The 25631-nt window shown below is 52.4% G+C and carries 19 protein-coding genes and 6 tRNA genes; 9 read left to right on the top strand and 16 right to left on the bottom strand.

Features of this window, described 5'->3' with window-relative positions; translation table 11 throughout:
* Nucleotides 1-2: 2 nt before the first annotated feature.
* From ACJJIB_RS08760 to ACJJIB_RS08720, 9 genes are all read right to left on the bottom strand, one after another.
* On the bottom strand, nt 3-203 hold the full coding sequence (locus ACJJIB_RS08760; RefSeq protein WP_252085344.1) for a hypothetical protein: 201 nt from the start codon (nt 201-203) through the stop codon (nt 3-5).
* Between the two features lie 341 nt (nt 204-544).
* On the bottom strand, nt 545-1933 hold the full coding sequence (locus ACJJIB_RS08755; RefSeq protein WP_444888589.1) for a class II fumarate hydratase: 1389 nt from the start codon (nt 1931-1933) through the stop codon (nt 545-547).
* Between the two features lie 58 nt (nt 1934-1991).
* A complete protein-coding gene (locus tag ACJJIB_RS08750; protein WP_444885444.1) occupies nt 1992-2438 on the bottom strand; it encodes a DUF4399 domain-containing protein in 447 nt (148 codons plus the stop codon).
* 294 nt (nt 2439-2732) lie between these two features.
* Nucleotides 2733-3167, bottom strand: coding sequence for a hypothetical protein (locus tag ACJJIB_RS08745; RefSeq protein WP_152456343.1), 435 nt, complete (start codon nt 3165-3167; stop codon nt 2733-2735).
* 211 nt (nt 3168-3378) lie between these two features.
* A complete protein-coding gene (gene ligA, locus ACJJIB_RS08740) occupies nt 3379-5430 on the bottom strand; it encodes an NAD-dependent DNA ligase LigA (protein WP_444888588.1) in 2052 nt (683 codons plus the stop codon).
* Between the two features lie 155 nt (nt 5431-5585).
* The gene (gene zipA / locus ACJJIB_RS08735) at nt 5586-6620 is read right to left on the bottom strand and encodes a cell division protein ZipA (RefSeq protein WP_444888587.1); all 1035 of its coding nucleotides are present in this window, start codon (nt 6618-6620) and stop codon (nt 5586-5588) included.
* Between the two features lie 23 nt (nt 6621-6643).
* Nucleotides 6644-10147 (bottom strand): chromosome segregation protein SMC, encoded by a 3504-nt coding sequence (smc, locus tag ACJJIB_RS08730; protein WP_444888586.1) that lies wholly within the window; start codon nt 10145-10147, stop codon nt 6644-6646.
* A gap of 320 nt (nt 10148-10467) precedes the next feature.
* Nucleotides 10468-11721, bottom strand: coding sequence for a c-type cytochrome biogenesis protein CcmI (gene ccmI, locus ACJJIB_RS08725; protein ID WP_444888585.1), 1254 nt, complete (start codon nt 11719-11721; stop codon nt 10468-10470).
* Nucleotides 11718-12236 carry a cytochrome c-type biogenesis protein gene (locus tag ACJJIB_RS08720; protein WP_444888920.1) on the bottom strand — a complete coding sequence of 173 codons (519 nt, stop codon included), beginning with the start codon at nt 12234-12236 and terminating at the stop codon, nt 11718-11720. Before ACJJIB_RS08720 ends, ccmI begins: the two co-directional genes overlap by 4 nt.
* Before the next feature lie 184 nt (nt 12237-12420).
* Here ACJJIB_RS08720 and ACJJIB_RS08715 point away from each other — a divergent pair.
* The 6 genes from ACJJIB_RS08715 to ACJJIB_RS08690 all read left to right on the top strand — a co-directional run bounded on the left by ACJJIB_RS08715 (nt 12421) and on the right by ACJJIB_RS08690 (nt 13941).
* A tRNA-Val gene (locus ACJJIB_RS08715) sits at nt 12421-12496 on the top strand.
* Nucleotides 12497-12544: 48 nt separating this feature from the next.
* Nucleotides 12545-12621, top strand: a tRNA-Asp gene (locus ACJJIB_RS08710).
* Between the two features lie 448 nt (nt 12622-13069).
* Nucleotides 13070-13145, top strand: a tRNA-Val gene (locus ACJJIB_RS08705).
* Between the two features lie 48 nt (nt 13146-13193).
* Nucleotides 13194-13270 (top strand) — tRNA-Asp (locus ACJJIB_RS08700).
* Between the two features lie 470 nt (nt 13271-13740).
* Nucleotides 13741-13816 (top strand) — tRNA-Val (locus ACJJIB_RS08695).
* A 48-nt stretch (nt 13817-13864) separates the two neighbouring features.
* Nucleotides 13865-13941 (top strand) — tRNA-Asp (locus ACJJIB_RS08690).
* A 110-nt stretch (nt 13942-14051) separates the two neighbouring features.
* Here ACJJIB_RS08690 and ACJJIB_RS08685 read toward each other — a convergent pair.
* Nucleotides 14052-14510, bottom strand: a complete 459-nt coding sequence (locus ACJJIB_RS08685; protein ID WP_252085337.1) for a GFA family protein — start codon at nt 14508-14510, stop codon at nt 14052-14054.
* Nucleotides 14511-14845: 335 nt separating this feature from the next.
* Nucleotides 14846-15736, bottom strand: a complete 891-nt coding sequence (locus ACJJIB_RS08680; protein WP_444888584.1) for a patatin-like phospholipase family protein — start codon at nt 15734-15736, stop codon at nt 14846-14848.
* A gap of 182 nt (nt 15737-15918) precedes the next feature.
* On the opposite strand from ACJJIB_RS08680, the gene ACJJIB_RS08675 reads away from it, so the two are divergent.
* The 3 genes from ACJJIB_RS08675 (at nt 15919) to ACJJIB_RS08665 (ending at nt 17864) form a co-directional block, all read left to right on the top strand.
* A complete protein-coding gene (locus ACJJIB_RS08675; protein WP_444888583.1) occupies nt 15919-16416 on the top strand; it encodes a PH domain-containing protein in 498 nt (165 codons plus the stop codon).
* A gap of 111 nt (nt 16417-16527) precedes the next feature.
* Complete coding sequence (locus ACJJIB_RS08670) at nt 16528-17262, top strand: esterase/lipase family protein (RefSeq protein ID WP_444888582.1); 735 nt, start codon at nt 16528-16530, stop codon at nt 17260-17262.
* A 140-nt stretch (nt 17263-17402) separates the two neighbouring features.
* Nucleotides 17403-17864 carry a GNAT family N-acetyltransferase gene (locus tag ACJJIB_RS08665; RefSeq protein ID WP_444888581.1) on the top strand — a complete coding sequence of 154 codons (462 nt, stop codon included), beginning with the start codon at nt 17403-17405 and terminating at the stop codon, nt 17862-17864.
* 18 nt (nt 17865-17882) lie between these two features.
* Here ACJJIB_RS08665 and ACJJIB_RS08660 read toward each other — a convergent pair whose 3' ends face one another.
* From ACJJIB_RS08660 to ACJJIB_RS08640, 5 genes are all read right to left on the bottom strand, one after another.
* Nucleotides 17883-19391, bottom strand: a complete 1509-nt coding sequence (locus tag ACJJIB_RS08660) for a PepSY-associated TM helix domain-containing protein (protein WP_444888580.1) — start codon at nt 19389-19391, stop codon at nt 17883-17885.
* Nucleotides 19392-19437: 46 nt separating this feature from the next.
* Complete coding sequence (locus tag ACJJIB_RS08655; protein WP_444888579.1) at nt 19438-20076, bottom strand: hypothetical protein; 639 nt, start codon at nt 20074-20076, stop codon at nt 19438-19440.
* 38 nt (nt 20077-20114) lie between these two features.
* Nucleotides 20115-22331 (bottom strand): TonB-dependent siderophore receptor, encoded by a 2217-nt coding sequence (locus ACJJIB_RS08650; RefSeq protein ID WP_444888578.1) that lies wholly within the window; start codon nt 22329-22331, stop codon nt 20115-20117.
* A 437-nt stretch (nt 22332-22768) separates the two neighbouring features.
* Nucleotides 22769-24343 (bottom strand): AbgT family transporter, encoded by a 1575-nt coding sequence (locus ACJJIB_RS08645; RefSeq protein WP_444885455.1) that lies wholly within the window; start codon nt 24341-24343, stop codon nt 22769-22771.
* 89 nt (nt 24344-24432) lie between these two features.
* On the bottom strand, nt 24433-25443 hold the full coding sequence (locus ACJJIB_RS08640) for a tryptophan--tRNA ligase (protein WP_444885456.1): 1011 nt from the start codon (nt 25441-25443) through the stop codon (nt 24433-24435).
* Between the last annotated feature and the right edge of the window lie 188 nt (nt 25444-25631).

Raw genomic sequence — 25631 nt, 5'->3', positions numbered from 1 at the left:
GTCTACTTTCGCCTGCGTAACCAGCTCAATACGGCCCCAAAACCCAACGCAGCTGCAATAATGACAAACAGCGCTAACAGCAAAAGGACCAGGTAATAAAGGACATCCTTGACAGGCAGGTCCCAGCTAAAGATCGCCGCCGCAACAAATGCGACACAGGCGAGCACGCTGGTAATAAAGGAGCGGCGACTTTTATTGGCCATGGTGATCTGGATACATTGATTTTTAAAACAGGTGAGATAGCCACTTCTTGTGGCGCTACCATTGTATTGTCGGCACCTAAGAGCCTGTAAAAAGCCCCCATGAAACATTGTGAAATTAATCAAATGTTCCCCAGCTACCGACGCGGCGTCGAATCGTGAGGGATCGGCAGGTATCTGTCAACGCCGCAGGAGGCGCAAATGCCCAGAAGAATGCTGGAACCCGAAGATCAGGCTACCCTGCTGAGCCTCTTCCGCTGGATGATACTTATGACACTGATTGTCACCCTGATAATGCTGGGCATCGCGGTCTTTGCCTAACCCCCCCCCTATTTAAAGAGTCGCTACTCCCCCACCAATCCTCCCTTCGCCAGATGTGCCGGGTCCAGCAGTCCCTCAAGAGTTTTGCGATCCAAATCCGTCATCTCCAGCGCCACATCCATCACCGGACGACCACTTTTATAGGCCGCTTTAGCTATTTCAGCGGCCTTCAGATACCCGATGACCGGATTCAGGGCGGTAACCAAGATAGGGTTCCGCCCCAGGGTTTCGTCAATATGGGCGCGATTCACGGTAAAGCTTGCGATAGCCCGATCCGCCAGCAACTGCGCGGCATTGGCGAGCAAGTGAACGCTCTCCAACAATGTGCTGGCCACCAGGGGCAGCATTACATTTAACTGGAAATTGCCACTTTGTCCGGCCACTGTGATGGTTGCGTCGTTACCCATCACCCTTGCCGCCACCATTGCGGCAGACTCAGCAATTACCGGGTTCACCTTGCCGGGCATAATACTGCTGCCCGGCTGCAGGGCTTTGAGCTCAATCTCCTTGAGACCTGCCAAGGGACCACTGTTCATCCAACGCAAGTCATTGGCAATCTTCATCATGGATACAGCCAAAACCTTGAGCTGCCCAGACAGCTCCACTGAAGTATCCTGGCTGGAAATCGCCTCAAAAAAATTCTCCGCTGGGCGGAATTGCTGAGAAGTGTGTGCACTCAACTTTTGCGCAAAAAGCTCGGCAAAGTCAGCGTGGGCATTGAGACCAGTACCCACCGCCGTGCCGCCTTGGGCCAACTGTGCCAGGCGCGGCATACAGCCACGGATGCGCTCTCGACCAGCTTCAACCTGTGCCGCCCAACCACTCAGCTCCTGCGCCATAGTGATAGGAACAGCATCCATCAGATGGGTTCGGCCTGTCTTGACCACGCTCTCCAGCTCGACGCTCTTATTGCATATTCCGGTATGAAGATTACGCAACGCCGGCAGCAACTTGTCGCGCACTGCCAGCAGAGCCGATACATGTATCGCCGTGGGAATCACGTCATTACTGCTTTGACTCATATTGACATGATCATTGGGGCTAATAGACAAGCCATTGCCCTCTGCAGCGAGGTGCGCCAACACCTCGTTCACATTCATATTTGAACTGGTGCCGGAACCAGTTTGGTAAATATCCACAGGAAAATGGCGCGCAAACTCCTCATCGCCAAGTCGATCACAGGCGTCGATAATCGCTGTCGCCCTCGCCTTATCCAGCAAGCCCAGATCCCTGTTGGCCTCGGCAGCAGACTTTTTAATCAGCACTATGGCCCGGAGAAATTCAGCGGGTAGGGGCTTGCCACTGACAGGGAAGTTCTCTACGGCACGCTGGGTCTGTGCCCCGTAAAGCGCCTCCTGTGGCACTTGGATTTCGCCGAGACTGTCCTTTTCAATGCGGAATTTATCGCCCATTTGTGTCCCTCAGGGTGCACTCCTGTGCACCGTTCAGAAATGTGGAATTGCCCGGGATCTACTCGACTACAACGGTAATCTTTTTCGATACCACCGGATTCTTGTGGGGCACATGCATATAGTTGCCCAGCACCAGTTGTAGCGTATGTTTACCGGGCGGCAAGGTGACTTGTGTCTCTGTCTGACCACCACCAAAGTGAATGATATTTTCAGTCGCGGGCAGGGGTTTACTCAGGTCCGGCATATCATCCACATCAATCAGCAGGTGGTGGTGGCCGGTATTTTCACGCTCTACACCCGCCGGAGCCACACCCATGCCAGACAGGCCAAATTTCACAGTGAAAGTCTGTGGCACCTTCTCGCCATCTTTCGGGGAGATAATATAGAGCTTGGTTTGCTGCGGGGCCTTTTCCGCAGCTTCGGTCTTGCTGCCGTGTTCCGCAGCTTGTAACAGCGGCGACAACATCAAGGCACTGGCGAAAAGTAGAGAGTTCACTTTGATCATAATCTTTGCTTCCTGATAAGGCGCCTACGACGCCAATTCTTATCATCTGGCTGAACAGCCCACCAACCCCACATTCTGCGGCGGGGTGGCAAACAGCACTTTACCAGACCAAAGTCCCACTGAAAGGGGGTTCCAGGGAATATAGTTGCCGAACCGAAGGTGAGCGCCAAAATCTGTGACTGACGCCTCGCGAAAAGCCTTAGGCAGAGGAAGCCTCTGAAAGAAGGAAGTATTAAGAGCTAAAAGAAAAGACCCAAGATACCGGGGATTGAGGCGCAGAGTGAGCTTGCCAAGTTAGACACTCACCCGCCCCTCCTGGGTCCATTCACAGCGTACCTGCATGTCACCACTTCCGGGTTCATGATAGAGGCCAGCAGCCTCCCAACTAAAGGAATGCACTCCAGAAAGCTCGGTTTCCAAGTGTACAGTGGCGGACACCCAGTACATGCTTCTCAACAATTCCTCAAACTTCTGAATCCACATATCCCATTCATACTCTACCGCACGATAGGAGGCACCAAAGTGGATCACATCCGTTTGGTATTGGGATTGCTTCATTTTAATGGTGGGAATAGAAAACATATCGCGACAGAGAAAGGGCCACTCGTCGGCACTGGGCAGAGCGAGTACCGCATTGCGGTTAATGCGACGGCGTTCGCTACCTCCGGCAAGGCTATTGCTGTCTTTGATACAACCGTAGACTATGGATTCCTGATCGCCCTGAAGCATTAATTCCTTTCCTTACCGCAGCGCCACCGGACATCAGGTACCCAGGGCAAAAAAGATCTAGGAGATGCACTTTAACGGCGAAGCGACCAGAAAGCCATAACTCCACGGGTGATCATTGGCATTACCATAATCATCGCCAATTTTTTTATAAATTACTTGTGAGATTTAACGGGAGGCGCGAGCACCAATTCACAGTGCCCGCAGCGACAGATTAAATTTCAAATCCCCGTTGGCGCAACATATCCATCAGACCCTCTTCATCCATCACCGGAATGTCCAACTCCCGTGCCTTGTTCAATTTTGAACCGGCACCGGGGCCCGCCACTACATGGTGCGTTTTTGCAGAGACACTACCAGCCACCTTGGCACCGAGACGTTGCAGGTAATCCTTGGCCTCGCTGCGTGACAGCGTTTCCAATTTTCCAGTCAGCACCCAGGTCTGGCCCGCTAGGGGTTGCTCCTCTGCTGCGACTTCTTCCACCACCCAGTGCACACCCGCTTGGCGCAAGGCTTCGATCTCCTCCTGGGCGTGGGATTGCTGGAAGAACTCGGCAACAAAATGGGCAACAACGGGCCCCACGTCTTCCACCTCCTGTAGTGCCTCTTCACTGGCCGCCATCAATACCTCCAGGGAGCCGAAATGGCGAGCTAGGTTACGCGCAGTCGCCTCTCCCACCTCGCGAATACCCAGGGCATAAAGGAATTTGGGCAGGGTTGTATCTTTGCTGCGCTCCAAGGCATCGAGTAGATTTTGTGCAGATTTCTGTCCCATGCGCTCGAGCCCGGCAACCTGCTCGAGGTCGAGGTGGTAGAGGCCGGAAACCGAGTGCAGCAGCCCCTCATCCACCAACTGCTCTACTAATTTGTCCCCCAGGCCATCGATATCCATCGCCTTACGCGAAGCGAAGTGCTTGATCGCCTGCTTACGCTGAGCGCTACAAATCAAACCACCACTGCAACGGGCAACGGCTTCCCCGGGAGTGGATTCTACCGGCGAATCACACACCGGGCAGTGCGCTGGAAATTCAATTACACGGGCATCTTTCGGGCGCTTACTCTCCACAACCGAAACCACCTGGGGAATCACATCCCCAGCACGGCGAATTACCACGGTATCGCCGATCATCACACCGAGGCGCTGGATTTCATCGCGATTGTGCAAAGTCGCATTGGAGACGGTTACCCCGCCCACAAACACCGGCTTAAGGCGTGCCACTGGGGTCACTGCCCCAGTGCGTCCCACCTGGAACTCCACATCCAGAAGCTCGGTCATTTCTTCTTGAGCGGGAAATTTATAGGCCATGGCCCAGCGCGGCGCCCGGGCAACAAAGCCCAAACGGCGCTGCAGAGGGATACTATTGACCTTAAACACAATGCCATCGATATCGTAGGGTAAGCCCTCGCGTTTATTGCCGAGCTCGCGGTGGTATTCGATGCAGGCCTGAATATCCGCCGCCAAACGCATTTCGCTATTCACCCGAAATCCCCACTGCCCCAGTAACTCGAGCGTTGCCAGATGCTCTTCCGGCAGAGAGGCCCCCTCGACCAGCCCAGTACCATAGACACAAAGCTCAAGCGGGCGCTGCGCGGTAATGCGGGAATCGAGCTGTCTAAGACTGCCTGCCGCCGCATTGCGAGGATTGACGAACAGCTTCTCGCCCGCGGCGGCAGCCTTGCGATTTAACTCGGCAAAGCCCGCCTTGGGCATATAGATTTCACCGCGCACCTCCAGTACTGTCGGATACGCTGTGACCCCCTTCTCTTGACGCAGACGCAGTGGTACCGACCCCACAGTGCGTACATTCTGGGTAATATCTTCGCCAGTGGTGCCATCTCCGCGGGTCGCCGCACGCTCCAAAATGCCATCGCGGTAGAGCAGACTGATAGCGATACCATCCAACTTAGGCTCACAGGCATATTCGATTGCGCCCTTGCTATTCAGGCGGTCTCTCACCCGACGATCAAATTCCAGCAGCTCCTCATCGCTAAAGGCATTATCCAGAGAAAGCATGGGCACTTCGTGGCGCACTTCCGAAAAGGAGGATAGCGGCTCTGCGCCGACCCGTTGGGTAGGCGAATCCGGGCTCAGCAACTCTGGGTATTGTTGCTCTATATCCTGCAACTCTCTTAGGCGGCGATCGTACTCCACATCCGGTAATTCCGGATTATCCAGCACATAATATTGATAATTAGCTTTTAGGAGCAGCTCGTGCAAAGCCTCTACTCGCTCGCGTATTGACTGAGGTATGGATTGTTTGGTCATCGACAGTTCGAGTGAAAATAAATCAAAAAAATTAAACTCAAATGCAACAACGGCCCCAGCTCGCGGAAAAGCCCTCAGGCTCAACCGCGGCCTGGGGCCGCGTTGTTACAAAGTAAGAATTGTAAAACTATGCGAACAAATAGTGTTGCAGGTTATCAGCCTTGCGCCTTACTCAGGGCCCTGCGACGCTGATACTCCACGACACGCTGACGATAGTGCTCAGCAGTCTGGGCAGTGAAAACACTGCGATTTTCATCTTTCAACTCGCCCCCGAGCAACTCGGCAATTTTGTAGGCGGTGGAAAGCATTTGATTGAATGCCTGAATCGCCTCGCCCTCAATCGGCAACGCCAGGAACATACTGACCCCCGGGGTGGCAAACTCCTCCATTTGTGCCAGGTCAAAAACACCCGGCACTACAATATTGGCCAGGCTAAATATCACCGCACCATCGGCACCGCCTCCCTCGTGGTAATGGAAGATATTCATCTCTCCAAAACGCATACCAGAGGCCACCATTACCCGCAGAAGATCGTTGCCCTCAAAGTAATCGCCTTCGGGTGCCATCACATTAATAACCAGCACTTCATCGCGGACCGAGCTTTTTTCTACAGCGGATTCTTTGCTTGGCGACACAACCGTATCGGCTTCGCGGGCTTGGGGCTCATCCCGCGGGGATATGGGCTCTGCCCTCTCTTCGGTGAGCGCATTGAAGCTCTCAGACTCATCCAGCGCCGGCTCAAAGCGCTGCTCCTCGCCCACAGAGTCCATCAAAGTGGGCACCTGCTCCTCCAGGTCCAGCACCCCCTGCTCATGGGCGTTGCGCTGCGGTGCACTGCCTGCGAGGGGCTTGCGCGAGGAAATAAAGCTCTCCTGCACTTGGCGGTTCACATGCAGTGCATCTTCCATAGCACGCCTCTGCACAACACGCACCTGACCCGGCAATTCACTGGTTGCCGGTCGCGGCTTTGTCTCTTCCTGGGAATCTCCGGGGGTCCCACTTGTTTCAGGCGGGCGAGCCGGTTCCTGCACAAGGGGGTCCGCATCACCCCCCACTTCGGATTGCATCGCTTTGGACAGATTCCGCGATACCTTCACCGCGGCTTTCTGCCGTAAAATTGCGCGGCGTACGCCGTCCAGCACCACTACAAGCAGCACTACCACGAGGATCGTAACCAGCCAGTTATCCATTTAAGCGCTCCTCCTTTTACGCCTTATGCAGAAGCCAGCTCAGCTGCTTCTTCTACATTCACCGATACCAGGCGAGAGACACCCGGCTCATGCATGGTCACACCTAACAGCTGATCCGCCATCTCCATCGCAATCTTGTTGTGGGTAATATAGATGAACTGAACGTGTTCTGACATTTCTTTAACCATTCGTGCGTAGCGACCTACGTTAGCGTCATCGAGAGGAGCATCCACTTCGTCCAGCATACAGAAAGGTGCTGGATTCAAGCGGAAAATAGAGAATACCAGAGCGATTGCCGTCAGCGCTTTTTCCCCACCGGAGAGTAAGTGAATCGTGCTGTTGCGCTTGCCCGGCGGGCGCGCCATGATCGCGATCCCAGTATCGAGCAGGTCCTCGCCAGTCAGCTCCAGATAGGCGTTACCGCCCCCAAAAACTTTCGGGAAGAGTTCCTGCAAGCCCGCATTGACCTGATCGAAGGTCTCCTTAAAGCGGCTTCTCGTCTCTTTGTCGATTTTCTTAATTGCATTTTCCAGAGTCTCCAGCGCCTCCATCAGGTCACCATACTGGCGATCCAAATAATGTTTACGCTCAGACTCCTGTTTGTATTCATCAATAGCGGCGAGGTTGATCGGGCCCAAACGTGAGATACGCGCGGCTACCAACTCCAGATCTTCCTGCACCTGGGGAATCGTCAAGTCCCCGGGTAGCTGTTCGAGCAGCTGATCCAAATCATGTTCGTCTTCGCGCAGCTGTTCTACCAGGCCGTTGCGCTGCACTTCGAGGGTTTGTGCGGAGAGACGTTCCTGCTCCAGCTGGGCACGCACCCCCTGTAAAGCCGCCTCTACTTTGTGCCGCTCCTGTTCCTGTTCACGCAGCCCCGTCTCCACCTCTTCGAGTTTTTTGCGGGCTTCAGCCAGCTCCGTTTCCACCTCAATACGCTCACCCAGCTTCTCCTCCAGCTCCATTTGGAAATCCTGGGAGGGGTCCTGGGTTTCAGCCATCTGCTCCTGCAGCTGGGCTCGGCGGCTACGCAAGCGCTCCAACTGCTCACCCATCACTTGCAATGTGCGCTCCAGAGAAACCATCTGAGTGCGCACCGACTGTTCGCGCATAGCCAGCTCATGGGCGCGATCCTTGTCCTCGCGAGCACGCTGTCTGGCGGCATCCAGGGCTTCGCGCAGGGCTTCGCGCCGCTCCATCAGCATTTCGCGACGATCGGTGTCATCGCTCATGGCCTCCACAGCTTCCTGCAGCATCAGGCGCGCCTCAGAAAGCGACTCACCTTCGATTTCCTGCTGCTCACGCACCTCGGAAATTTCCTGCTCGATGCTATTGCGGCGCTCACTCATCTGCTCTACGCGGGCGCGGCGGGCAGAGAGCTGGCTGCGTAATTCGGCTTCGCGCCGCCCGAGCTGCTCGGAGTCGTTGCGGGCTTGTTCAATCGCCCGCTCAACACCGGTCACTTGTTCGCGCAGAGATTCACGCTGCTCACTGCACTGCTCAATCTGCTCTTCGCACAGGGATATCTCTGCGGACAGTGTTTCCAGATCCTGCTTGCGGGCGAGCACCCCAGTCTCGGCATCGCTGGCACGGCTCACTCGCAACCAGTTAGGACCCAGCCAGAGCCCATCCCGTGTCACAATAGACTCATGGGGTTGCAGGCCAGTGCGCTGTGCCAGCGCTTCATTGAGAGTGTCTGCGGTATAGATGCCGGCGAGCAGACCGGTAAGAGAGGACGGCCCCTGTACAACGCTTGCCAACGTGGGCAGCTGCCCAACGGTCGCTGCTCCCATCACGGTGCCATCGATAAAGACAGCCTGGCCATTTTGCAGCTGCTCCAAGCTCTCAGTCAGACTTTCCAACCGCTCGACGCAGACCGCCTGTAACTGTTGACCGAGAACGGTTTCCACCGCTGTTTCCCAGCCCGCTTGTGCCTGAATTTGGTCAGCCAGGCGTGGGCGATCGCTCAGGGATTGCTGCTGCAGCCAATTTTCCACCGCTTTGCCCTGCCCCAACGCAGCCTGTTGCAGCGCCTCAAGAGAAGCTTGGCGGCCCCGGCTGGTTTGCAACTGCAGGCGCAGCTGGTCCAGCTCTGTCGCCAGCTCCCGCTCGCGACTGCGTATTTCCTTCAGGGATTCTGTCCGCTCGGCAGCTTCCTCGCGACGCTCCTGTACCTGCATTTCCAGCTCGGCAAGCTGTTCATTTAACTGTTGGGTTTCCTCATCATCCTCGGAAACCTGAAGGCTGGACTGCTCTGCGGTAAGCTTGTTAATCCGCTCCAGTAGTCGCTGCCCGGAAGTCTCCAGATGTTGGATGCGAGACTGCTGCACCTCTGCTTTCTGGCGAGAGCCAGAAGCCCCCTGATTAAACTGATCCCACTCGTTTTGCCAGTTGCGCATCTGCTCTTCGGCTTCGAGTAGTCCGTTGGCGGAATCTTCCTCTGCGGCGAGCACCATTTCCAGATCTGGAACAATTACTTCTAGCTCTTCCTCAAACTGGGCTGCCTTCTCGCGATCTACTTCCAGGTTGGTCTCTGCTTCGCGGAACTCCTGCTCGGTCTGGGCCAAATCGGAATGCAGGCGAGTGGAGCGCTCGCGGGCATGGGCGATACTCTGCTCCAGGCGGGCAATGTCCGCACCCACCGCGTAGAAGCGCCCCTGCACTTCATTAAAACCATCGGACAACTCGTGATAGCCAACGCGCTTTTGCTCAATGCCGGTATCACAGTTCACCTGCCGGGTTACCAACTCCTCAACGGTAAGCTCCAGTTCGCCAATCTGTTGCTGCTTGGCGACAGCCTGCTCATTGAGTTCGCGGTATTTTAGGGCTTGCAAATTTGCCTTGTGGCTGCGCTCTTCCTCTTTAAAGCGGCTGTATTTTTCTGCCGCGGCGGACTGTCGCTCCAAGCGAGACAATTGCCGATCCAGTTCATCGCGAATGTCGGTGAGACGCTCCAGGTTTTCCGAAGTACGGCGCATACGGTTTTCCGTATCCCGCCGCCGCTCCTTGTATTTGGAAATGCCTGCAGCCTCTTCGATATAGACCCTGAGTTCCTCGGGCTTGGCCTCAATCAGCTTGGAAATCATGCCCTGTTCGATAATCGCATAACTACGCGGACCGAGACCGGTCCCCAGGAACAGATCAGTTACATCGCGGCGACGGCACTTCTCCCCATTTAGGTAATAGTTATTCTGGCCTTCGCGCGTGACCTTACGTTTTACCGAAACTTCGGAGAATGCGGCGTAGGCGCCAGTTAATTTGCCGGCAGAATTATCAAATACCAGTTCAATAGAGGCCTGGCCTACAGGTTTACGACCACTGGAGCCATTAAAGATAACGTCTGTCATAGAGTCGCCGCGCAGATTTTTTGCGGACGACTCACCCATTACCCAGCGCACAGCATCGATCGTATTCGATTTACCACAGCCGTTAGGGCCAACCACCGAGTTGAGGTTTGTCGGGAAATAAACAGTGGTGGGGTCAACAAAGGATTTGAAACCCGCAAGCTTGATGCACTTCAGACGCATGTATTCTTAAACTCGGTATTTTTATCTTTGCCGGCCCGATCACCAAGCACTCAATTGTACATGGCGCCACCGGGGCTTTCAGCGCGGCTTTTCACAGTATCTTTTCACGCGGATTATCGGCCGGAATGGCCAGTGGTCAAGTCAAGATCGCGCAATGGCTTTAACTGGTACCCAATGCCAACATTTCAAGCGGCACAAAATCATCACCAGTGGCAAAACAAAATCTATTTCTACCAGTGCGGCTGTGACCGCCCAGGCGCCAAATAGTTCTCAGGCCGCAGCACTCTCCTGAACACTGCAGCCTGCCGCTTGAATAGGGCCTAAAGCTCCCGGTCAATAACGATAGACTGCGACTCACTCCAGCTGGATTTAGGTAGGGTCTTGATAGAGCCCTGCCAATCGCCCGCCGCGGGGCGCGCGTCACCACGCAAAGCCAAGCGTGCGACCAATTGCACCGTATCTACGGTTGAAATGGAGCGCCCTGGCATCATAGCCCGGGATTCATCCAACACCACTTCGGCTGGTAACTGGCCAGCGGTTAGCCGAACAATCGCCAAAGGCATTGGGCTATCAGTACTGCGGGCATAAATGAACACCGGCGTTGACGGATCTGCCTTAACTTGGTCACCCAAGCTCACTTGCACTCGAATTTCCGCTGCGGCCTCACCCTCAACTCCAGCATTTTCCTCTACAGCGGCTTGAACTATCTCAACCGCACCATCTTTACCATCTTCGCCCAGGGCCTTTTCGGCGCGGGCAACACCCGCCGCCAATGCCTCTGCCGCCGCAGACCCTGGAGCCAGCTGCGCAAGGGCACCCTGCCAATGATCACGCGCCTTGCGGTAATCCTTGTCCTCATAGGCTGCAATTCCCGCCAAGCCTAATGCTGTCCCATTGCTGGGCTGGGCCTCTAGCACCTGATCGACCAGAGTGCGAATTTCATCCGTTATTTTAGAGCCGCCCGCAAAAAATAACGCTTGCGCCAGCTCGGCCTTAACCATAACTGCCTCGGGTTCGCGTGCCAGCACATAGCGATAGGCCTCTACCGCTCCGGCGATATCACCAGTGACCAGAAGCCGTTGAGCCAGAACAAAGCGACTACTCAAATCCTCAGGGTGAGTTTCTGCCCGCTGCTTTAACTGCTGAGTGATGCGCTCTTCAGCTGAGGAGTCTGTTTGCCCCTGCTGACTGGCCAACATTTCACGGTACAGAGATACTTCCTGGGGGCGCTCAGAAAAGACATAGGCCCCAACTGCAATCGCAGGCACAAGAACGGCCAGACCAATCAGCAACCCGGAGCCTTTACTCGAGGGGGTTACGGCATTCACTTCTTCTTTGGCACTCAATAATTCGCGTGCCATCTCCGCTTCCAGCTGGGCAAATTGCCGCTCATCCATAGCGCCACTTTGCACCGCTGCGCGAAGCTCTCGCGTGCGCTCTCGATACAGCTGCGCCAGGGCTTCACGCTTATCTCCACCGGAACGCCGGGCACCGGCTCCACGCAATCCCGGTAAAAGGAAGATAAATGCCAACAGCAATAACAGGATCGCTAAACCAAACCAAATATCAGTCATTTGCTCTTCTTCCCAGGGTCAGTCAAATCGTCCAGGTCATCACCTAGCAGTTTTTTCAGACGGCGCCTCTCTTCTGCAGTCAATTCTCCAGAGTCATCGTCCTGACTGGCACCAGTGCCACTGCGAGAACGCACCACAATCACAATCAAAGCCAGTAGCCCCACCAAGGCAAAGATGCCGGGAGCCAGCCAAAGTGCCAGAGTATTGCGCTGTACAGGGGGCCTGTAGAGAACAAAGTCCCCATAGCGGGCCACCATGTAGTCGGTAATTTCTTTGTCTGTAAAACCCTCTTCCAGTAGCCGGCGAATTTCCCGCCGCAAATCTGCGGAAATCGACGCATCCGAGTCGGCCAGGTTCTGGTTCTGGCATTTTGGACAACGCATTTCTTCGATCAGCACCCGGTAGCGCGCCTCCAGTTCCGGAGAGGACAACTTCTCCGTCTCCACCACCGCCTGTGCCACTACGGATAGGCACAAGAGGCCAAACGCAAGTAGAAATTGCCCCAACCAGCTCATCTGTTTCACGGCTTACTCCACGCTCACACCCTGGAAATTTACGCGATTATAACAGTGTCGCCACTTGCCGGACACGCCCACCATCTCGTTCTTAAACGCCTTAACTCATTGAAAGACAAAAAAAAAATCAAAAAAGGCGTTGACGCCGCAAAGAATATCATTAAGATACGCAGCTCCTGACACGGGGTGGTTAGCTCAGTTGGGAGAGCGACGGCCTTACAAGCCGTAGGTCACAGGTTCGACCCCTGTACCACCCACCACTTCTCTTACTCTTGCCAGGCAAGAGCCACCAAGAGAAGCAGGAATGCGGACCGGTAGTTCAGTTGGTTAGAATGCCGGCCTGTCACGCCGGAGGTCGCGGGTTCGAGTCCCGTCCGGTCCGCCACATACAAAAAAGCCCTGCTCGCAAGAGCAGGGCTTTTTTGTATGTGCAGACATTAACATCCTGTAAAACTCCTTCCCCCAAACTCCTGCGCCACACCCAACACCCACCTGCAGCAACACAAGCAATTAACAACAATACACGGCAGTAAAAAATCCCCCCCCGCACAACCATTATTACCAGCCTCACGTGCACACAATTTCAATCGCCAGTAACAAGGCAACCAGCAATTCCCAACCCGAAACGGATTTCTTTCAGTACCATTTAATTGTCAGCAGGATAAAAAACCAGCAAGTTATTTTTAAGTAAAATAAATTCAGCGGATAAAACTCTGGAAGAAAATCCACCACCTAACTGATGTTTTTTTATCCTAAATCAAGTTTTTAGAATTTTTTTGCCGTAGTTGTTGACCGCTAAAAAAATATCATTAAGATACGCAGCTCCTGACACGGGGTGGTTAGCTCAGTTGGGAGAGCGACGGCCTTACAAGCCGTAGGTCACAGGTTCGACCCCTGTACCACCCACCACTTCTCTTATTCTTGCCAGGCAAGAGCCATCAAGAGAAGCAGGAATGCGGACCGGTAGTTCAGTTGGTTAGAATGCCGGCCTGTCACGCCGGAGGTCGCGGGTTCGAGTCCCGTCCGGTCCGCCATATACAAAAAAGCCCTGCTCGTAAGAGCGGGGCTTTTTTGTATATGCTCCGATCCCAAAAGCAGCTCAAAGAAATTTTTGTTAAAAAATTAATTAAATTTCGAAACTATATCCGGCAACCCGTTAAAGGGACGGCGCAAGTCTGAGTGGTCGCCAGCCTGCTACAGAAAACCTCATCGAAGTAAATTCTTACCAAAAGCTTCCTTTGTGGACCACACAAATCAATCACTTCACCCGATGAAATAATCTGCCAGTCCACACCGAAATATTCTTTAGATTTATTTTTTACCGACGACCAGCAAAGACAGAACAGCTCTTTATCTGCCGGAAAAACATTCAGCTAAAAGGTAAATTAAAAAAAATAATTGAGAATTGATGATTTTTCGATCTAAATAAATTTTTATTTAATTTTTTTTGTTAAAGCTATTTACCACAGATAAAAAATCATTAAGATACGCAGCTCCTGACACGGGGTGGTTAGCTCAGTTGGGAGAGCGACGGCCTTACAAGCCGTAGGTCACAGGTTCGACCCCTGTACCACCCACCACTTCTCTTACTCTTGCCAGGCAAGAGCCATCAAGAGAAGCAGGAATGCGGACCGGTAGTTCAGTTGGTTAGAATGCCGGCCTGTCACGCCGGAGGTCGCGGGTTCGAGTCCCGTCCGGTCCGCCATATACAAAAAAGCCCTGCTCGCAAGAGCGGGGCTTTTTTGTATGCGCCAATAATCAACAGAGATTGAGGAAAGTAGAATTGCCTAGAGGCTTTTTAGAGTTTGCTACGCCTCAACTTTCCAGTAACTCACCCTCTTCTCTTTCGATCACTTCGTGCAGCAGTCTACTCAGCTCATCCATTTCAGGCATCTCCGCAAAATGCTCGGCCTGACCACCAATCTCATCCCAGTACGCTTTAGAATCAACGTGTAAGTGGGCCATCACCTTACCGCGAAACTCTCCGTCTAGTAGTCCAGCCGGCACCCAAAAGTGCGTAGTATTACTCATCAGGTGAGGAACAGAGCTGCCACATTCACTACAAAAGTCAGAACGGAAACCGGTAGGTTTTCGATAAGAGGAAATTTTGTCCAATCCACGCACCCAGCGAAACTGTTCACGACTGATGAATAATGCGGTATCTGATGCGGAACCACTTAACTTGCGGCAGAGTGAGCAGTGGCATTGATAGAGACCGGGCAGCGGCTCTTCCAGCTGAAACTCAACAGCGCCGCAGAGGCACTTTCCGTTCATTATCTACTCCTTTACCTTAAGTTTGTTATTCAAAATTTTGCTTGGAATCCCACGAGTCACAGAACCATTCTCCTTATAGCCCTACAACTCATCCCATCACGGCAAGAAGGGGCAACTTAATAAACCCGAGCCAGTCAACCCTTCAAGCCGGCAGAAACACTATGAAAATTCAAAGGTTCCTTAGGTTAGCAACATTCTCCCCCCCTCACACAAGACTCCTACAGGTCAAAGAAGAAGTAAATGCCAATACTGGGCAAACTCCAGTGAAGCCTCTAGCCAACACGCCCCCCCAGCCTTACTGGCATACATGCAGCTGCCACCCTAGTGGTGACCCTTTACCGGCTGTCAGGTCCTATTGGCGGCAACTTATCCCCTGCATTTCTCAGGAAGCTTCGACCCAGCTCACTGCCAACCAGATACCCTTTCTCCAGCAACTCAACCTCCTGAGTGAAACGCTTAACGGGAAAGTCCGCAGGAGGCGCTATCACTGACACCCGGCAATCCGGTGGTGGCGTCTGGATAAAGTCTAAGGCGCGGTTGTAGCGCTCTCCGCGCTCCAAGACCGCTTCAAACAGGCGGGCATGATCGTGGAAAAACTGCTTGATGAACTTAGGGGCTGAACCCACTGGTTTTCTATAACCCAGTGGGCGAGACAGAATCACAGTAATATCCCGCGCCCCCTGCTCGTATGCTCGAATAACCGGGATTGAGTCAGCCAGGCCACCGTCGGTCATTGGTTCCCCAGCAACAGGAGGGAACTCCCGGTAAGCCATGGGGATAGCGCAGGATGCAGGGAACACTTCATGCATATTCTCGGGCGTGACGCATACGTAATGGGGCTGCCCGCTGTTGATGCTAGTTGTCACCGCATAGAGAGGCACGCCATTTTCCGTATAGCGCTCAATATTCAGAGGGACATCATTGTAAGAGGCATGCCATAACCAACTGATATCGCAAAAGTGCCCCCCTCGCAAATAGCGCCGCCAGTCAATAAAGTCCGCGCGCGTAGCATGGTCAAGTAAAATCTGGCGGCTGCGGCCATGGTCTCCCGCCAGGTAGCCAATCAGGTTGGTTGACCCCGCAGAAACGCCAATAGCGAAGTCAAAGGGGCAAAAATCCACCTCGATAAAAGCATCTAAGACTCCGGCTGCAAAAATTCCGCGCATAGCGCCACCCTCTACCACAAGGGCTGACGTGCTATCTCGCTCTTCAATCCGATTCGCCATAGTTAATCCATTGTGAAAATCGATGTTGCTCAAAATCTATTTTTGAAAACCTAAGCCGCGCTAAATCTATTTAGCCTCTCCTTTTATAAAGGGCCAATTACATAGACTGCGACTTTGCCAAGCCGATTCCATCAGCACTATGATTGAGACATTCAAACTGTCCATTACTTATTGAGTAATTTATGCCTCTTGTTGTTTTTCAAGCCCCCTGGAGCCGCCAACTGAAAATAATCAGCGCACTGAGTGCTTTTCTACTTTTGGCAATCCCCTTCGTGCTGATAGCAAAATCCCAGCAAAGCCCTTCCCTCCTCTATAGCGTTGCTATTGCCCTGCCAGCGGTCATTTTGCTACTAGGTGCCGTGTTTGCCATCCGCGGTTATACCCTCGCCAACGACTGCCTGCAGATACTAAGGCCAGGCTGGAGAACCTCCATCTCCCTAGAAGGCTTGCAGGAGGTCAAAGTCGACCCAACAGCCATGCAAGGATCGGTCCGCATCTTTGGCAACTCCGGCCTCTTTGGCTACATCGGGCTCTTCCAAAACCAGCAACTGGGTCGTTATCGGGCCTTCGTCACGGATCAAGAGAAAGCTGTTGTTTTATATTTCCCCGGTAAAACTCTGGTCATCACCCCGGACAAACCCGAACGCATGGCCGAATTACTGCGCCAACGTATTAGATGACTAAGCGGTACTCATTCAATGATGCTCCCCTCCTCATTGAGCGAGCATCTTGGATTTTTACAGGCCCCGCAGCATACTGCAGCCACGAGAGCCACTGCTGAAAGAAAATCAATGAAGAAGTTTTTTCTCACCCTATCGCTATGCCTTGGGTCTGTATTCGTGGGCGCACTATCAGTAAACGCCCACTCGGCCTGTGTAATATTGCTTCACGGCCTGGCCAAATCGGATAGTTCCATGACAAAGCTGGAGCAAGCGATTAGTGCCGCCGGCTACAAGACCGTCAATGTGGATTACCCCTCTACCCGCTTCCCCATTGAGGAACTGGCCGGCAGGGCCATAGCCCCGGCACTGGATCATTGCGCAGGACAGACCGAAATCAATTTTGTTACCCACTCCATGGGGGGCATATTGGTTCGCCAGTATCTGAGCCAGGTTAAGATTGAGAACCTCAACCGCGTGGTTATGCTGGGCCCTCCCAATAAGGGCAGTGAGGTGGTGGATAAGCTCGGTAGTTTCCCAGGGTTTGAATTTGCCTTTGGAGATGCCGGCCTACAACTAGGTACAGGCGAGCTGAGCATTCCCAATAAACTAGGCAGCGCTAATTTTGATGTGGGTATTATTGCGGGTACTCGCAGTATCAACCTGATACTGTCACGACTAATCCCTGAGACTGATGACGGAAAAGTCTCGGTTGCCAGTACCAAGCTGGAAGGCATGAATGATCACTTGGAAATGCCAGTCACCCATGTCTTCATGATGAAGGACAAAAAGGTTATTGCGCAGGTACTCCATTATCTCGAGCACGGCTCCTTTGCAAGGGGTACTCAGGAAGCCCCTCTCAATTAAAATAGCAACCAGCCACTGGGCCTTTGTGAAAAAAATCAGAGGCCCACTATATACTGACTTTTTTTACCCTACCTGCCGGTTTAATATCCAATCTACTCCTAATAAAAAATACAAACCCAGTAAACCAAGAGGCAATACAAGTGCAGTGGCAATGGTGTAGCTTTCAACAACTCTCTATCGATCAGCTTTATGAAATCTTGCGGGCACGCCAGGAAGTTTTTACGGTAGAGCAGGATTGCCCTTATCAGGATGCAGATGGCAAAGATCAAGAAGCCTGGCACCTAATCTGCTGGGACAAGGAGAGTCAATCCCCACGATTGATGGCTTACCTACGAGTGGTATTTCCAGGCAAAAAATATTCCGAGCCTTCAATAGGCCGTGTGCTTACCGCAGAGTCTAGCCGTGGCACAGGGCTGGGCAAAGAACTGATCAGCCGCGCAGTAGAACAAACCCTGAATGAATATCCAGGCTTGGGGATTCGTATTTCCGCCCAAGAGCACCTACGTAAGTTTTATGGAGATTTTGGCTTTGAGCAGGTCTCCACCCCTTACGAGGAAGACGGTATACCTCATATCGAAATGTTGCGCCCGGCATCGGAGTAGATACCGGGCTATGCCAGCTTAGTTACTTCCAACTGCCCCACCAACAGTGGAAGCAAAGGCGCCATCCCGGTGGCGCACCCAGGTATAGAGGCAGGAGGCCGCGATACCTGCAGCAATCAGCAGCCACACAGCATTGGCAACCAGTGAGGCCCTCACAAAGGAATCCGCCCCATACAGGGAAGCGTGAACAACCACAGCCAGAATACAGGCTGCGGTGGTAGCTCCGCGGAGCAACATAGACCAACCGGCAACAGTCCCCATAAAAGCAGCTATCACACTTAAAACGATTGTGATCAGCCAGAATACCTGAGCAGCAGGCATAGCAAAGGCCAGGTAAGTCACAGCACTGAATGCAATAGCAAAAGGGATTCCCCAGACCTGAGCCATCCAAATACGCTCAAGGCGCACCGCTGGCTGACCCCGCTGGCGCTTGCGCACCAACCAGATATTAATACCTGAAACCACCAGCACACACATGCCAATGCCCAGTAAGAAATAGGCAATTTTTACTGGGAAACCGGAGAAATGCCCAAAGTGCAGACGGAATGTGGAGAGGTATACTTGCTTGGCCGCATCACCTTCAGACCATCCCTCTTTTTCTATCAGGCTGCCATCCCCATTAAAGTGGTAGCGCTCTCCCCAAACCAGCTTTTCGGGAACCCGCGTCCAAACCTCCACTACCTGCCCCTCGCGGCCAGGGAAGGCAACCTCAAGCTTAGTACGTTCCTCACCCGGTGCGATCTGCTCCATTTGTGCAAGAATCGCAGCAAAATCTGGAAGAGGCACCTGTGCGGCATTCTCTTTCATCACCGGGTGCTCGCGATATAACATATGCTCAACCTTCTCGGTATCCCCAGCAAAGAAAACACCAGCAATTGCAAAAGCCGCAACCTGCGAAAGCCCAATAAAAGCGCCGGTAATAGCGATCGCCAGGTGAAATGGTGCAGCCCAGACACCCAGTCGATTGTGCAAGTCCACTTGCTGCAAACGCTTTGAACCCGCCAGGCGCAGAGAGAAAGCATCCTTAATGATTTTCGGGTGTGCCAACAATCCAGAGATAATCAGTGCGGTCATCAATACACCGATCAAGCCTACAAGAGGAACCCCCAACCCCAAGGGCAGATTTAGCGCAAAATGCAAATAGGCGAGGAAGTGCGTCCACTCATGCTGAACCTCACCCAGTAAAGAACCATCCTCGTCGACATAACGCTCAATATCACCCACTTCCACAGTCAACCTGGGCATATCTGAGTTGGGGATGGTAAATTTTACTGATTCAAATTCTTCGTTTTGCTCTTTCGCCAGAGCAACCGCCTGTTCAGTGGCAAGCTGATATACAGAGGGGCTGACATCGAGATTTTCCAGCTCTGAAGCCTGCTCCCAGCGTTCAAATTCATTGTAAAAAACCGCAAGTGTTCCACTGACACAAACGATATAGAGCAGAGTGGAGATGGCCAGACCGAGAACCGAATGTCCGTCAGTCATATCACGCACAAAAGCAGGGGTTGGCTTTAGAGAAAATTTCACGTTGAATTCCTAGTGAGGTCTCTTTGATCTCAAAATCATTATTAGCTTACGCCGCTGGCATTACGGCAAAGCCACTCGCCAGTGAAAAAACTACTAGCGCTGCACTGGGGCGCAGCAGTTTCTTATCCGCACTACACCAAACCATCGCCAGGGTCCAAACAATAACGGCAACAAAAGCGCCCCCTACAAGACGGGCACTCTCACCAAACCCGGTGAAACCAAAATAAAGAAGGCCGGCCAAAAGACCACTGGCTGTTGGTAACAATGCGATAGCCAGGAAACGTAAAACACCTCGCAGCCATAATTGCAGCAAGGCCTCATTGGATGCCGCCCCGCCCGATCTCTGTTTTTCCTGCCGAGGGGGGCCGCTCGGCCAATCACCTTTTAATGCGAGCAAGGTCAGGGCGGCCAGCATGGCCAGGAGAGTGGCAATACTCACACCATATTCCACCCCCACCACTGCACTCCAAGCGAATGCCGATAACAACAGCAGGCCCCAGCCACTCCAGCGGCGCAACGGCTGGGAGCCGCTACGCAGCCAGGCTGAATAGAGACTAAAAATACCGGCAATGGCAAAAATAGTGGCCAGTCCGGCAATAAAATAGAAGGAACTCGGCATAAATATCACACTGGGAGATTTCCGCTCCCGCCCGATAGTGAAACGCAAAAAAGGGAGCTTGCCCACAGACTCCCCCTGCGGACAAACTCCCAGTCTACTCTAACTTAGAAAGTGTAACGTGCCTCAGCAGTCACGTAGCGACGCTCGCCGTAGAAGCAATCACCACGGCTCAAGCAAGAGGTGGTGTGAACTTCATCGGTCAGGTTTTTCACATTCAGCTGGAATTTCCAGCTTTCCAGGGTGTAGCCGATGGTTGCGTCATATAAGGTGTAGGATGGATTTTCTGTAGGGAAATCCGCGAAAACATAATCGTAATAGGCAGCTTTCTCTGCATCAACAGCCACATACAGTGCATGTACTTTATCAATACCGGTATAACTCTCACCAACATGACGAGCACCTACTCCAACACTTAGACCGGGAACCCACTCACTAAAGTCATAGTTGCCCCAGAGAGAGAATTGCTCCTCAGGTACAGTCTCGATCTCAGTGCCAACCTCAAATGGATTGCTGCTTTCTAGCACTTCAGTATCCATCTGGCTGTAATTAGCCACCAGTGTCAGATTGCCCCACTGTCCACTGGCCTCAAGCTCAAATCCATCAATCTGCGCCTCACCGATTTGTCGGAAAGATCCGTCAAGACCGTAAGTTAAGCGATTTTTCTGCTTAATCTCAAAAGCAGAAGCAGTCATCAGGATATTAGTACCTTCTGGCTGGTATTTAATACCGGCTTCAACTTGCTCCCCTTTAACAGGCTCGTAGGTACCACCCTGGCTATTCGGATCGGCTAAAACAGCTTCAAAAGATTCTGAATAGCTAACATAAGGCGATACACCACTGTCGGAGGCATACATTAAGCCAAATCTTTTAGTGAGTTCCGTCTCTCTCTGTTTGCCACTTACATTTTTAGCAACATTACTTTGTGTTCTCGATGATAATCTATCTTCACGCAAGCCCAAGTTAAAAATAAAGTTACCAAGGCTAACTTGGTCTTGGAAATAAATACCTACCTGCTCAGCATTGACATCGGTATTTTCTCTATCCCGCTCTTCCAGTCCTTCTGGTACAGAACCATAAACCGGGTCAAAAATATTAATGTCGCCACCGAGGCCACGCACTCTCAAAATGCTGTTATCGATTTCTGCATTCTGGCTATCAATACCTGCAGAAATTTGATGCTCAAAAGCACCAGTAGTCAGCTCGCCTGATAAGCGCAGGTCAAAAATCAAAAGATCGCTTTTCGCATCTTTCATATAGACAGTGCGCGACACTTCACGAAGGTCTTTTTGTAAGCGCAGTGCAGGAGTGTAGTCAGCATACATTGAGTTGTAGTCGACATCCCCTTTTGAATAACGAAGGCCTGCATTGATGCCCCAGCTATCATTTAAACGATGATCAACCCACAAGCTATAAGCGGTTTGTTCAGTGTTGTACTTATCCCAACCTGGCTCACTAATAAAGGTATCGGTCGGGATTTCACCGTTTACGTTATCAACAATGGTGCCGCCCCAAGGCAAGAAGGCCGCAGTGGTACCTGTCTTTTCTTCTTGATGGTTCACCAGGAAAGTAATTTCGGTATCCGCACTGGGGCGCCAGGAAATGGAAGGCATAAACAGAATGCTGTCGTCATCGACATGATCAACCTGAGCATCGGCATCACGAGCATAACCCACTACGCGGAAGAGCCACTCTCCATCGCTATCCAGGGCTCCGGTAACATCTCCAGCAATTACCTTACGATCATAGTCTCCGCCCTGCACCATCAGTTCACCACCAAACTCCTCTTTGGGGCGTTTGGAAACCAAGTTGACGATACCTCCAGTAGAACCCTGCCCATAAAGGACTGAAGACGGCCCTTTAAGAATTTCCACGCGCTCAAAAGCGTAGAGGTTTGCACGTGAGCCGGTATAACTACCGAAGGTTGTTTTTAGTCCATCGACAAACATGACTGGGTCAACAGCACGCACGGTAGACCAGTCGCCGCGAGCATCAACACCAAACAAGCCGCCATTCACACCAGCAGAGTACTGCAGGATATCCTGCACAGATTTGGAGCCAGTAACATCGAAGAAGTCTTTATCACGCAGAGAGATAGAGAACGGTGTTTCATCAACCGGAATATCTTGCTTACCAATAGAAGTCTGGCGGGATAGGTTGAGCTCGCCGGTTACGTTAACCTCTTCAAGAATTTCATTTTTATCTTCGGCAGCAAAAGCTGTTGAACTGCCTGCAGCAACAGCCAGCGCCAACAGAGAACGGCTAAGGCCGGAGATAACAGGAGAGGAGTTTTGGCGTAAACCTTGGAAACGAGCGGTGCCCATGGGGATCCCTCAACAATCATTGGAAGATTTTTGTTGCCACAGCTACTGCTGCCGACATTTGATGACGCGGATCTTAATAGGAATCGTTATCACTTACAACATTATTAGAACATTTTTTTACTAGTGCAACTCACCAAGCAGACAAAGGCTCGTAAACAGACAGGACTAAACCGGGGTAGAAACTTAACTGACACCCCAAAAATGATAAGTTGAGAACCTTAGGCATGATGGAGCTGATTAATACAGCCAATCTGTAAGAGCAGAAATTAGCCAATATTTTTATATTTTGGCGGGAGCGTGCAGAGCAGGCTGGCAGGTGTTAGGTTAATTTTCAACCGCAGCTGAGAGGGATAAGAGGCACCCAGAATTGGGGCGCCTCTTATAGAGAATTGTTTTGGCTCCAAAGCAGGTAAACACACTCTGGGGCCAACCACTCATTAAGGTGTCGGATAGGTATAGCTCGCCTGCAGCCCCAATGGCATACCCAGGTTCCAGTAAAGAACGAGGAACAGGGTCCAGCAGATCAGGAACACCACCGAATAAGGCAGCATAATAGATACCAGAGTACCTATACCTGTACTCTTCACATAGCGCTGACAATAAACCACTACCAGCGGGAAGTAAGGCATCAATGGCGTAATGATATTAGTGGAGGAGTCACCAACCCGGTAAGCCGCCTGAGTCAGATCCGGAGAGAATCCAATCTGCATCAGCATGGGCACAAAAATCGGGGAGAGCAACGCCCACTTGGCGGAGGCAGACCCTACAAACAGATTGATGAACGCCACCAGTACAATAATCCCCATCAGGGTGATCGGGCCCGGTAGGTTCATAGCCGCCAGTAGTCCACCCCCCTCAATCGACAACAGAGTACCTAGGCCTGAGCGGGCAAATTCGGAAATAAACAACGCACAGAAAAAGGCCATCACGATGTAATAGGCCATGGAACCCATGGTCTTGGACATCGCATCGATTACATCCTTACTCTTATGGAAAGTCCCTGCGGCAAAGCCAAAAACGACTCCCGGGATAATGAACAACAGGAAGATCAGCGGCACAATAGACTTCATCACCGGCGCAGCAAAGGAGGCGAGCTGCCCCTGGGAATCGCGCAATGCAGAGGTTTCTGGCAGCATCCAGGCGATAAGGCCAACAATACCGGCAACCATTACGGTAACCGCCAGGTACATCGCCTTCTTCTCGCGGGCGCCCAGCTCCTGCATTACCGGCATATCTTCTTTATCGCCATCAATGGCAACATTCTTCAAGCGGGGTTCGATCACCTTATCGGTCAGCCACCAGCCCAACATGGTCACCACCAGGCAGGACGCAGAGGTGAAGAACCAGTTGTTAAGCGGGTTGACCTGCATCTCCGGATCAACGATCTGTGCCGCGGTTTGAGTAAAGCCCTGGAGTAAGGGGTCAATGGCCGAGGGCACAAAGTTCGCCGAGAAACCACCTGACACGCCGGCAAAAGCGGCGGCAATTCCCGCCAGTGGATGACGACCGGCCGCATAGAAAATTACACCACCTAAGGGAATCACCAGCACATAGCCGGCATCCACTGCGGTGTGACTGACAATCGCCACCAGAATCAACATGGGGGTAAGCAGCATCTGTGGCGTTATCGCCAGCAGCTTTTTCAGCACTGCATTGATAAAGCCACTCTGTTCCGCGACACCCACACCCAACATAGCCACCAACACGACGCCGAGAGGCGCAAAGCCAGTAAAGGTTGTCACCATACTAGAGAGAAAGCGGGCCAGCTCACTACTGGAGAGAAGATTGGTTACCTGAATCGCTTCTCCCGTGGCTGGATGCAAAGTATCAAAATTCACACCAGATAGCAGCCAGGACAGCACCCAAATGGCCACCATCAATACCAGGAAGAGCACCGCGGGGTCGGGCAGTTTATTACCCACGACCTCAATAAAATTTAGAGCCCGGTTGATCCAACCATTTTTGTTATTGGCATCATCGCCCCCAGTGGGGCTTGCCTGAACGTTTTCCATATCGAAACCCTGTACTTTCGTTATTTATTATTAGAGTGAAAGGCATGGGAAGAACTTCTTAACCGTAGCTTCCCACGTTGTAAAAATGACTACTGGCCAATCTTGCGAATACCCACCGCGTGACGCAACTTCTCGATAAACGGTGCCGAGTAGGCACGGGCCTTGGCTGCGCCTTTCTCCAGCTCCTCTTCAATTTGGGAAGGGTTCTCAAGCAGAGCATTATAGCGTTCACGCGCCTCGCCAATCTGGCCATTGACCAGTTCGAATAGCTGCTTCTTGGCCTCACCCCAGGCAATGCCCTCTGCAAAGGCCTTGCGCATTTCAGCAGTTTGCTCCTGAGTAGCAAATGCCTGCCAAATTTGAAAAACCGTGGAAGTCTCTGGGTCTTTGGGCTCGCCCGGTTCCAAGAGATTGGTCTTGATCTTGTTGATATGCTTTTTCAGTTTTTTCTCAGGCAGGAATAAGGGGATGGTATTGCCGTAGCTCTTGCTCATCTTGCGGCCATCCAGTCCCTGCAGAACAGCCACGTGGTCATCCACTACCGCCTCGGGTAGGGCAAAATGCTCACCATAGTGATGATTGAAGCGCTGAGCGATATCGCGGGCCATCTCAATATGCTGCACCTGGTCTTTACCCACCGGCACCTTGTTGGCATTGAACATCAATATGTCTGCAGCCATTAGGATCGGGTAGCTATAGAGCCCCATGGTGACGCCAAAATCGGAGTCTTCGCCATCTGCACGGTTGGAATCCACGGCGGCCTTATAGGCATGGGCGCGATTCATCAAGCCTTTACCAGTCATACAGGTAAGCAGCCAGGTCAACTCGGGGATTTCATGGATATCCGACTGACGATAAAAAACCACATTATCTGTATTCAATCCCAGCGCCAGCCAGGTTGCCGCAATCTCCAAGGTGGACTGATGCACCTGTTCCGGGTCCTGGCACTTAATCAACGCATGATAATCCGCCAGGAAATAAAAAGACTGGTTGTTCTCGTCCTGGCTTGCGGCGATGGCCGGGCGAATCGCACCAACATAGTTACCCAGATGGGGAGTACCGGTGGTCGTGATACCGGTCAATACGCGCTGTTTGCTCATAAATCCTTCGTTTTCCGTACTGAGTTCAGGCAATAGAGGAGGAATCATAACCTGTTCGCGCCCGAGGTTGTATCAGCCGAAGGCATCCACTTCCAGGCCTTGCTCCAGCCATACCGGAGTACGTATATCGCTGTCCCTAACGCCAAAACACCAGAGAACCCGACTTCAGCAGAAAACTTCCCGCGGTA

Source organism: Microbulbifer mixtoriginis (SeqCode) (assembly GCF_052467705.1).
This window is presented reverse-complemented; position numbering and strand designations above follow the sequence as displayed.

Excerpts from the sequence above, each read along its gene's own strand:
- ACJJIB_RS08750 (WP_444885444.1), bottom strand. The coding sequence starts at position 2,438 with ATGATCAAAGTGAACTCTCTACTTTTCGCCAGTGCCTTGATGTTGTCG.
- ACJJIB_RS08760 (WP_252085344.1), bottom strand. The coding sequence starts at position 203 with ATGGCCAATAAAAGTCGCCGCTCCTTTATTACCAGCGTGCTCGCCTGT.
- ccmI (WP_444888585.1), bottom strand. The coding sequence starts at position 11,721 with ATGACTGATATTTGGTTTGGTTTAGCGATCCTGTTATTGCTGTTGGCA.
- zipA (WP_444888587.1), bottom strand. The coding sequence starts at position 6,620 with ATGGATAACTGGCTGGTTACGATCCTCGTGGTAGTGCTGCTTGTAGTG.
- ACJJIB_RS08670 (WP_444888582.1), top strand. The coding sequence starts at position 16,528 with ATGAAGAAGTTTTTTCTCACCCTATCGCTATGCCTTGGGTCTGTATTC.
- ACJJIB_RS08685 (WP_252085337.1), bottom strand. The coding sequence starts at position 14,510 with ATGAACGGAAAGTGCCTCTGCGGCGCTGTTGAGTTTCAGCTGGAAGAG.
- ACJJIB_RS08675 (WP_444888583.1), top strand. The coding sequence starts at position 15,919 with ATGCCTCTTGTTGTTTTTCAAGCCCCCTGGAGCCGCCAACTGAAAATA.
- smc (WP_444888586.1), bottom strand. The coding sequence starts at position 10,147 with ATGCGTCTGAAGTGCATCAAGCTTGCGGGTTTCAAATCCTTTGTTGAC.
- ACJJIB_RS08645 (WP_444885455.1), bottom strand. The coding sequence starts at position 24,343 with ATGGAAAACGTTCAGGCAAGCCCCACTGGGGGCGATGATGCCAATAAC.
- ligA (WP_444888588.1), bottom strand. The coding sequence starts at position 5,430 with ATGACCAAACAATCCATACCTCAGTCAATACGCGAGCGAGTAGAGGCT.
- ACJJIB_RS08745 (WP_152456343.1), bottom strand. The coding sequence starts at position 3,167 with ATGCTTCAGGGCGATCAGGAATCCATAGTCTACGGTTGTATCAAAGAC.
- ACJJIB_RS08755 (WP_444888589.1), bottom strand. The coding sequence starts at position 1,933 with ATGGGCGATAAATTCCGCATTGAAAAGGACAGTCTCGGCGAAATCCAA.
- ACJJIB_RS08720 (WP_444888920.1), bottom strand. The coding sequence starts at position 12,236 with ATGAGCTGGTTGGGGCAATTTCTACTTGCGTTTGGCCTCTTGTGCCTA.
- ACJJIB_RS08680 (WP_444888584.1), bottom strand. The coding sequence starts at position 15,736 with ATGGCGAATCGGATTGAAGAGCGAGATAGCACGTCAGCCCTTGTGGTA.
- ACJJIB_RS08650 (WP_444888578.1), bottom strand. The coding sequence starts at position 22,331 with ATGGGCACCGCTCGTTTCCAAGGTTTACGCCAAAACTCCTCTCCTGTT.
- ACJJIB_RS08640 (WP_444885456.1), bottom strand. The coding sequence starts at position 25,443 with ATGAGCAAACAGCGCGTATTGACCGGTATCACGACCACCGGTACTCCC.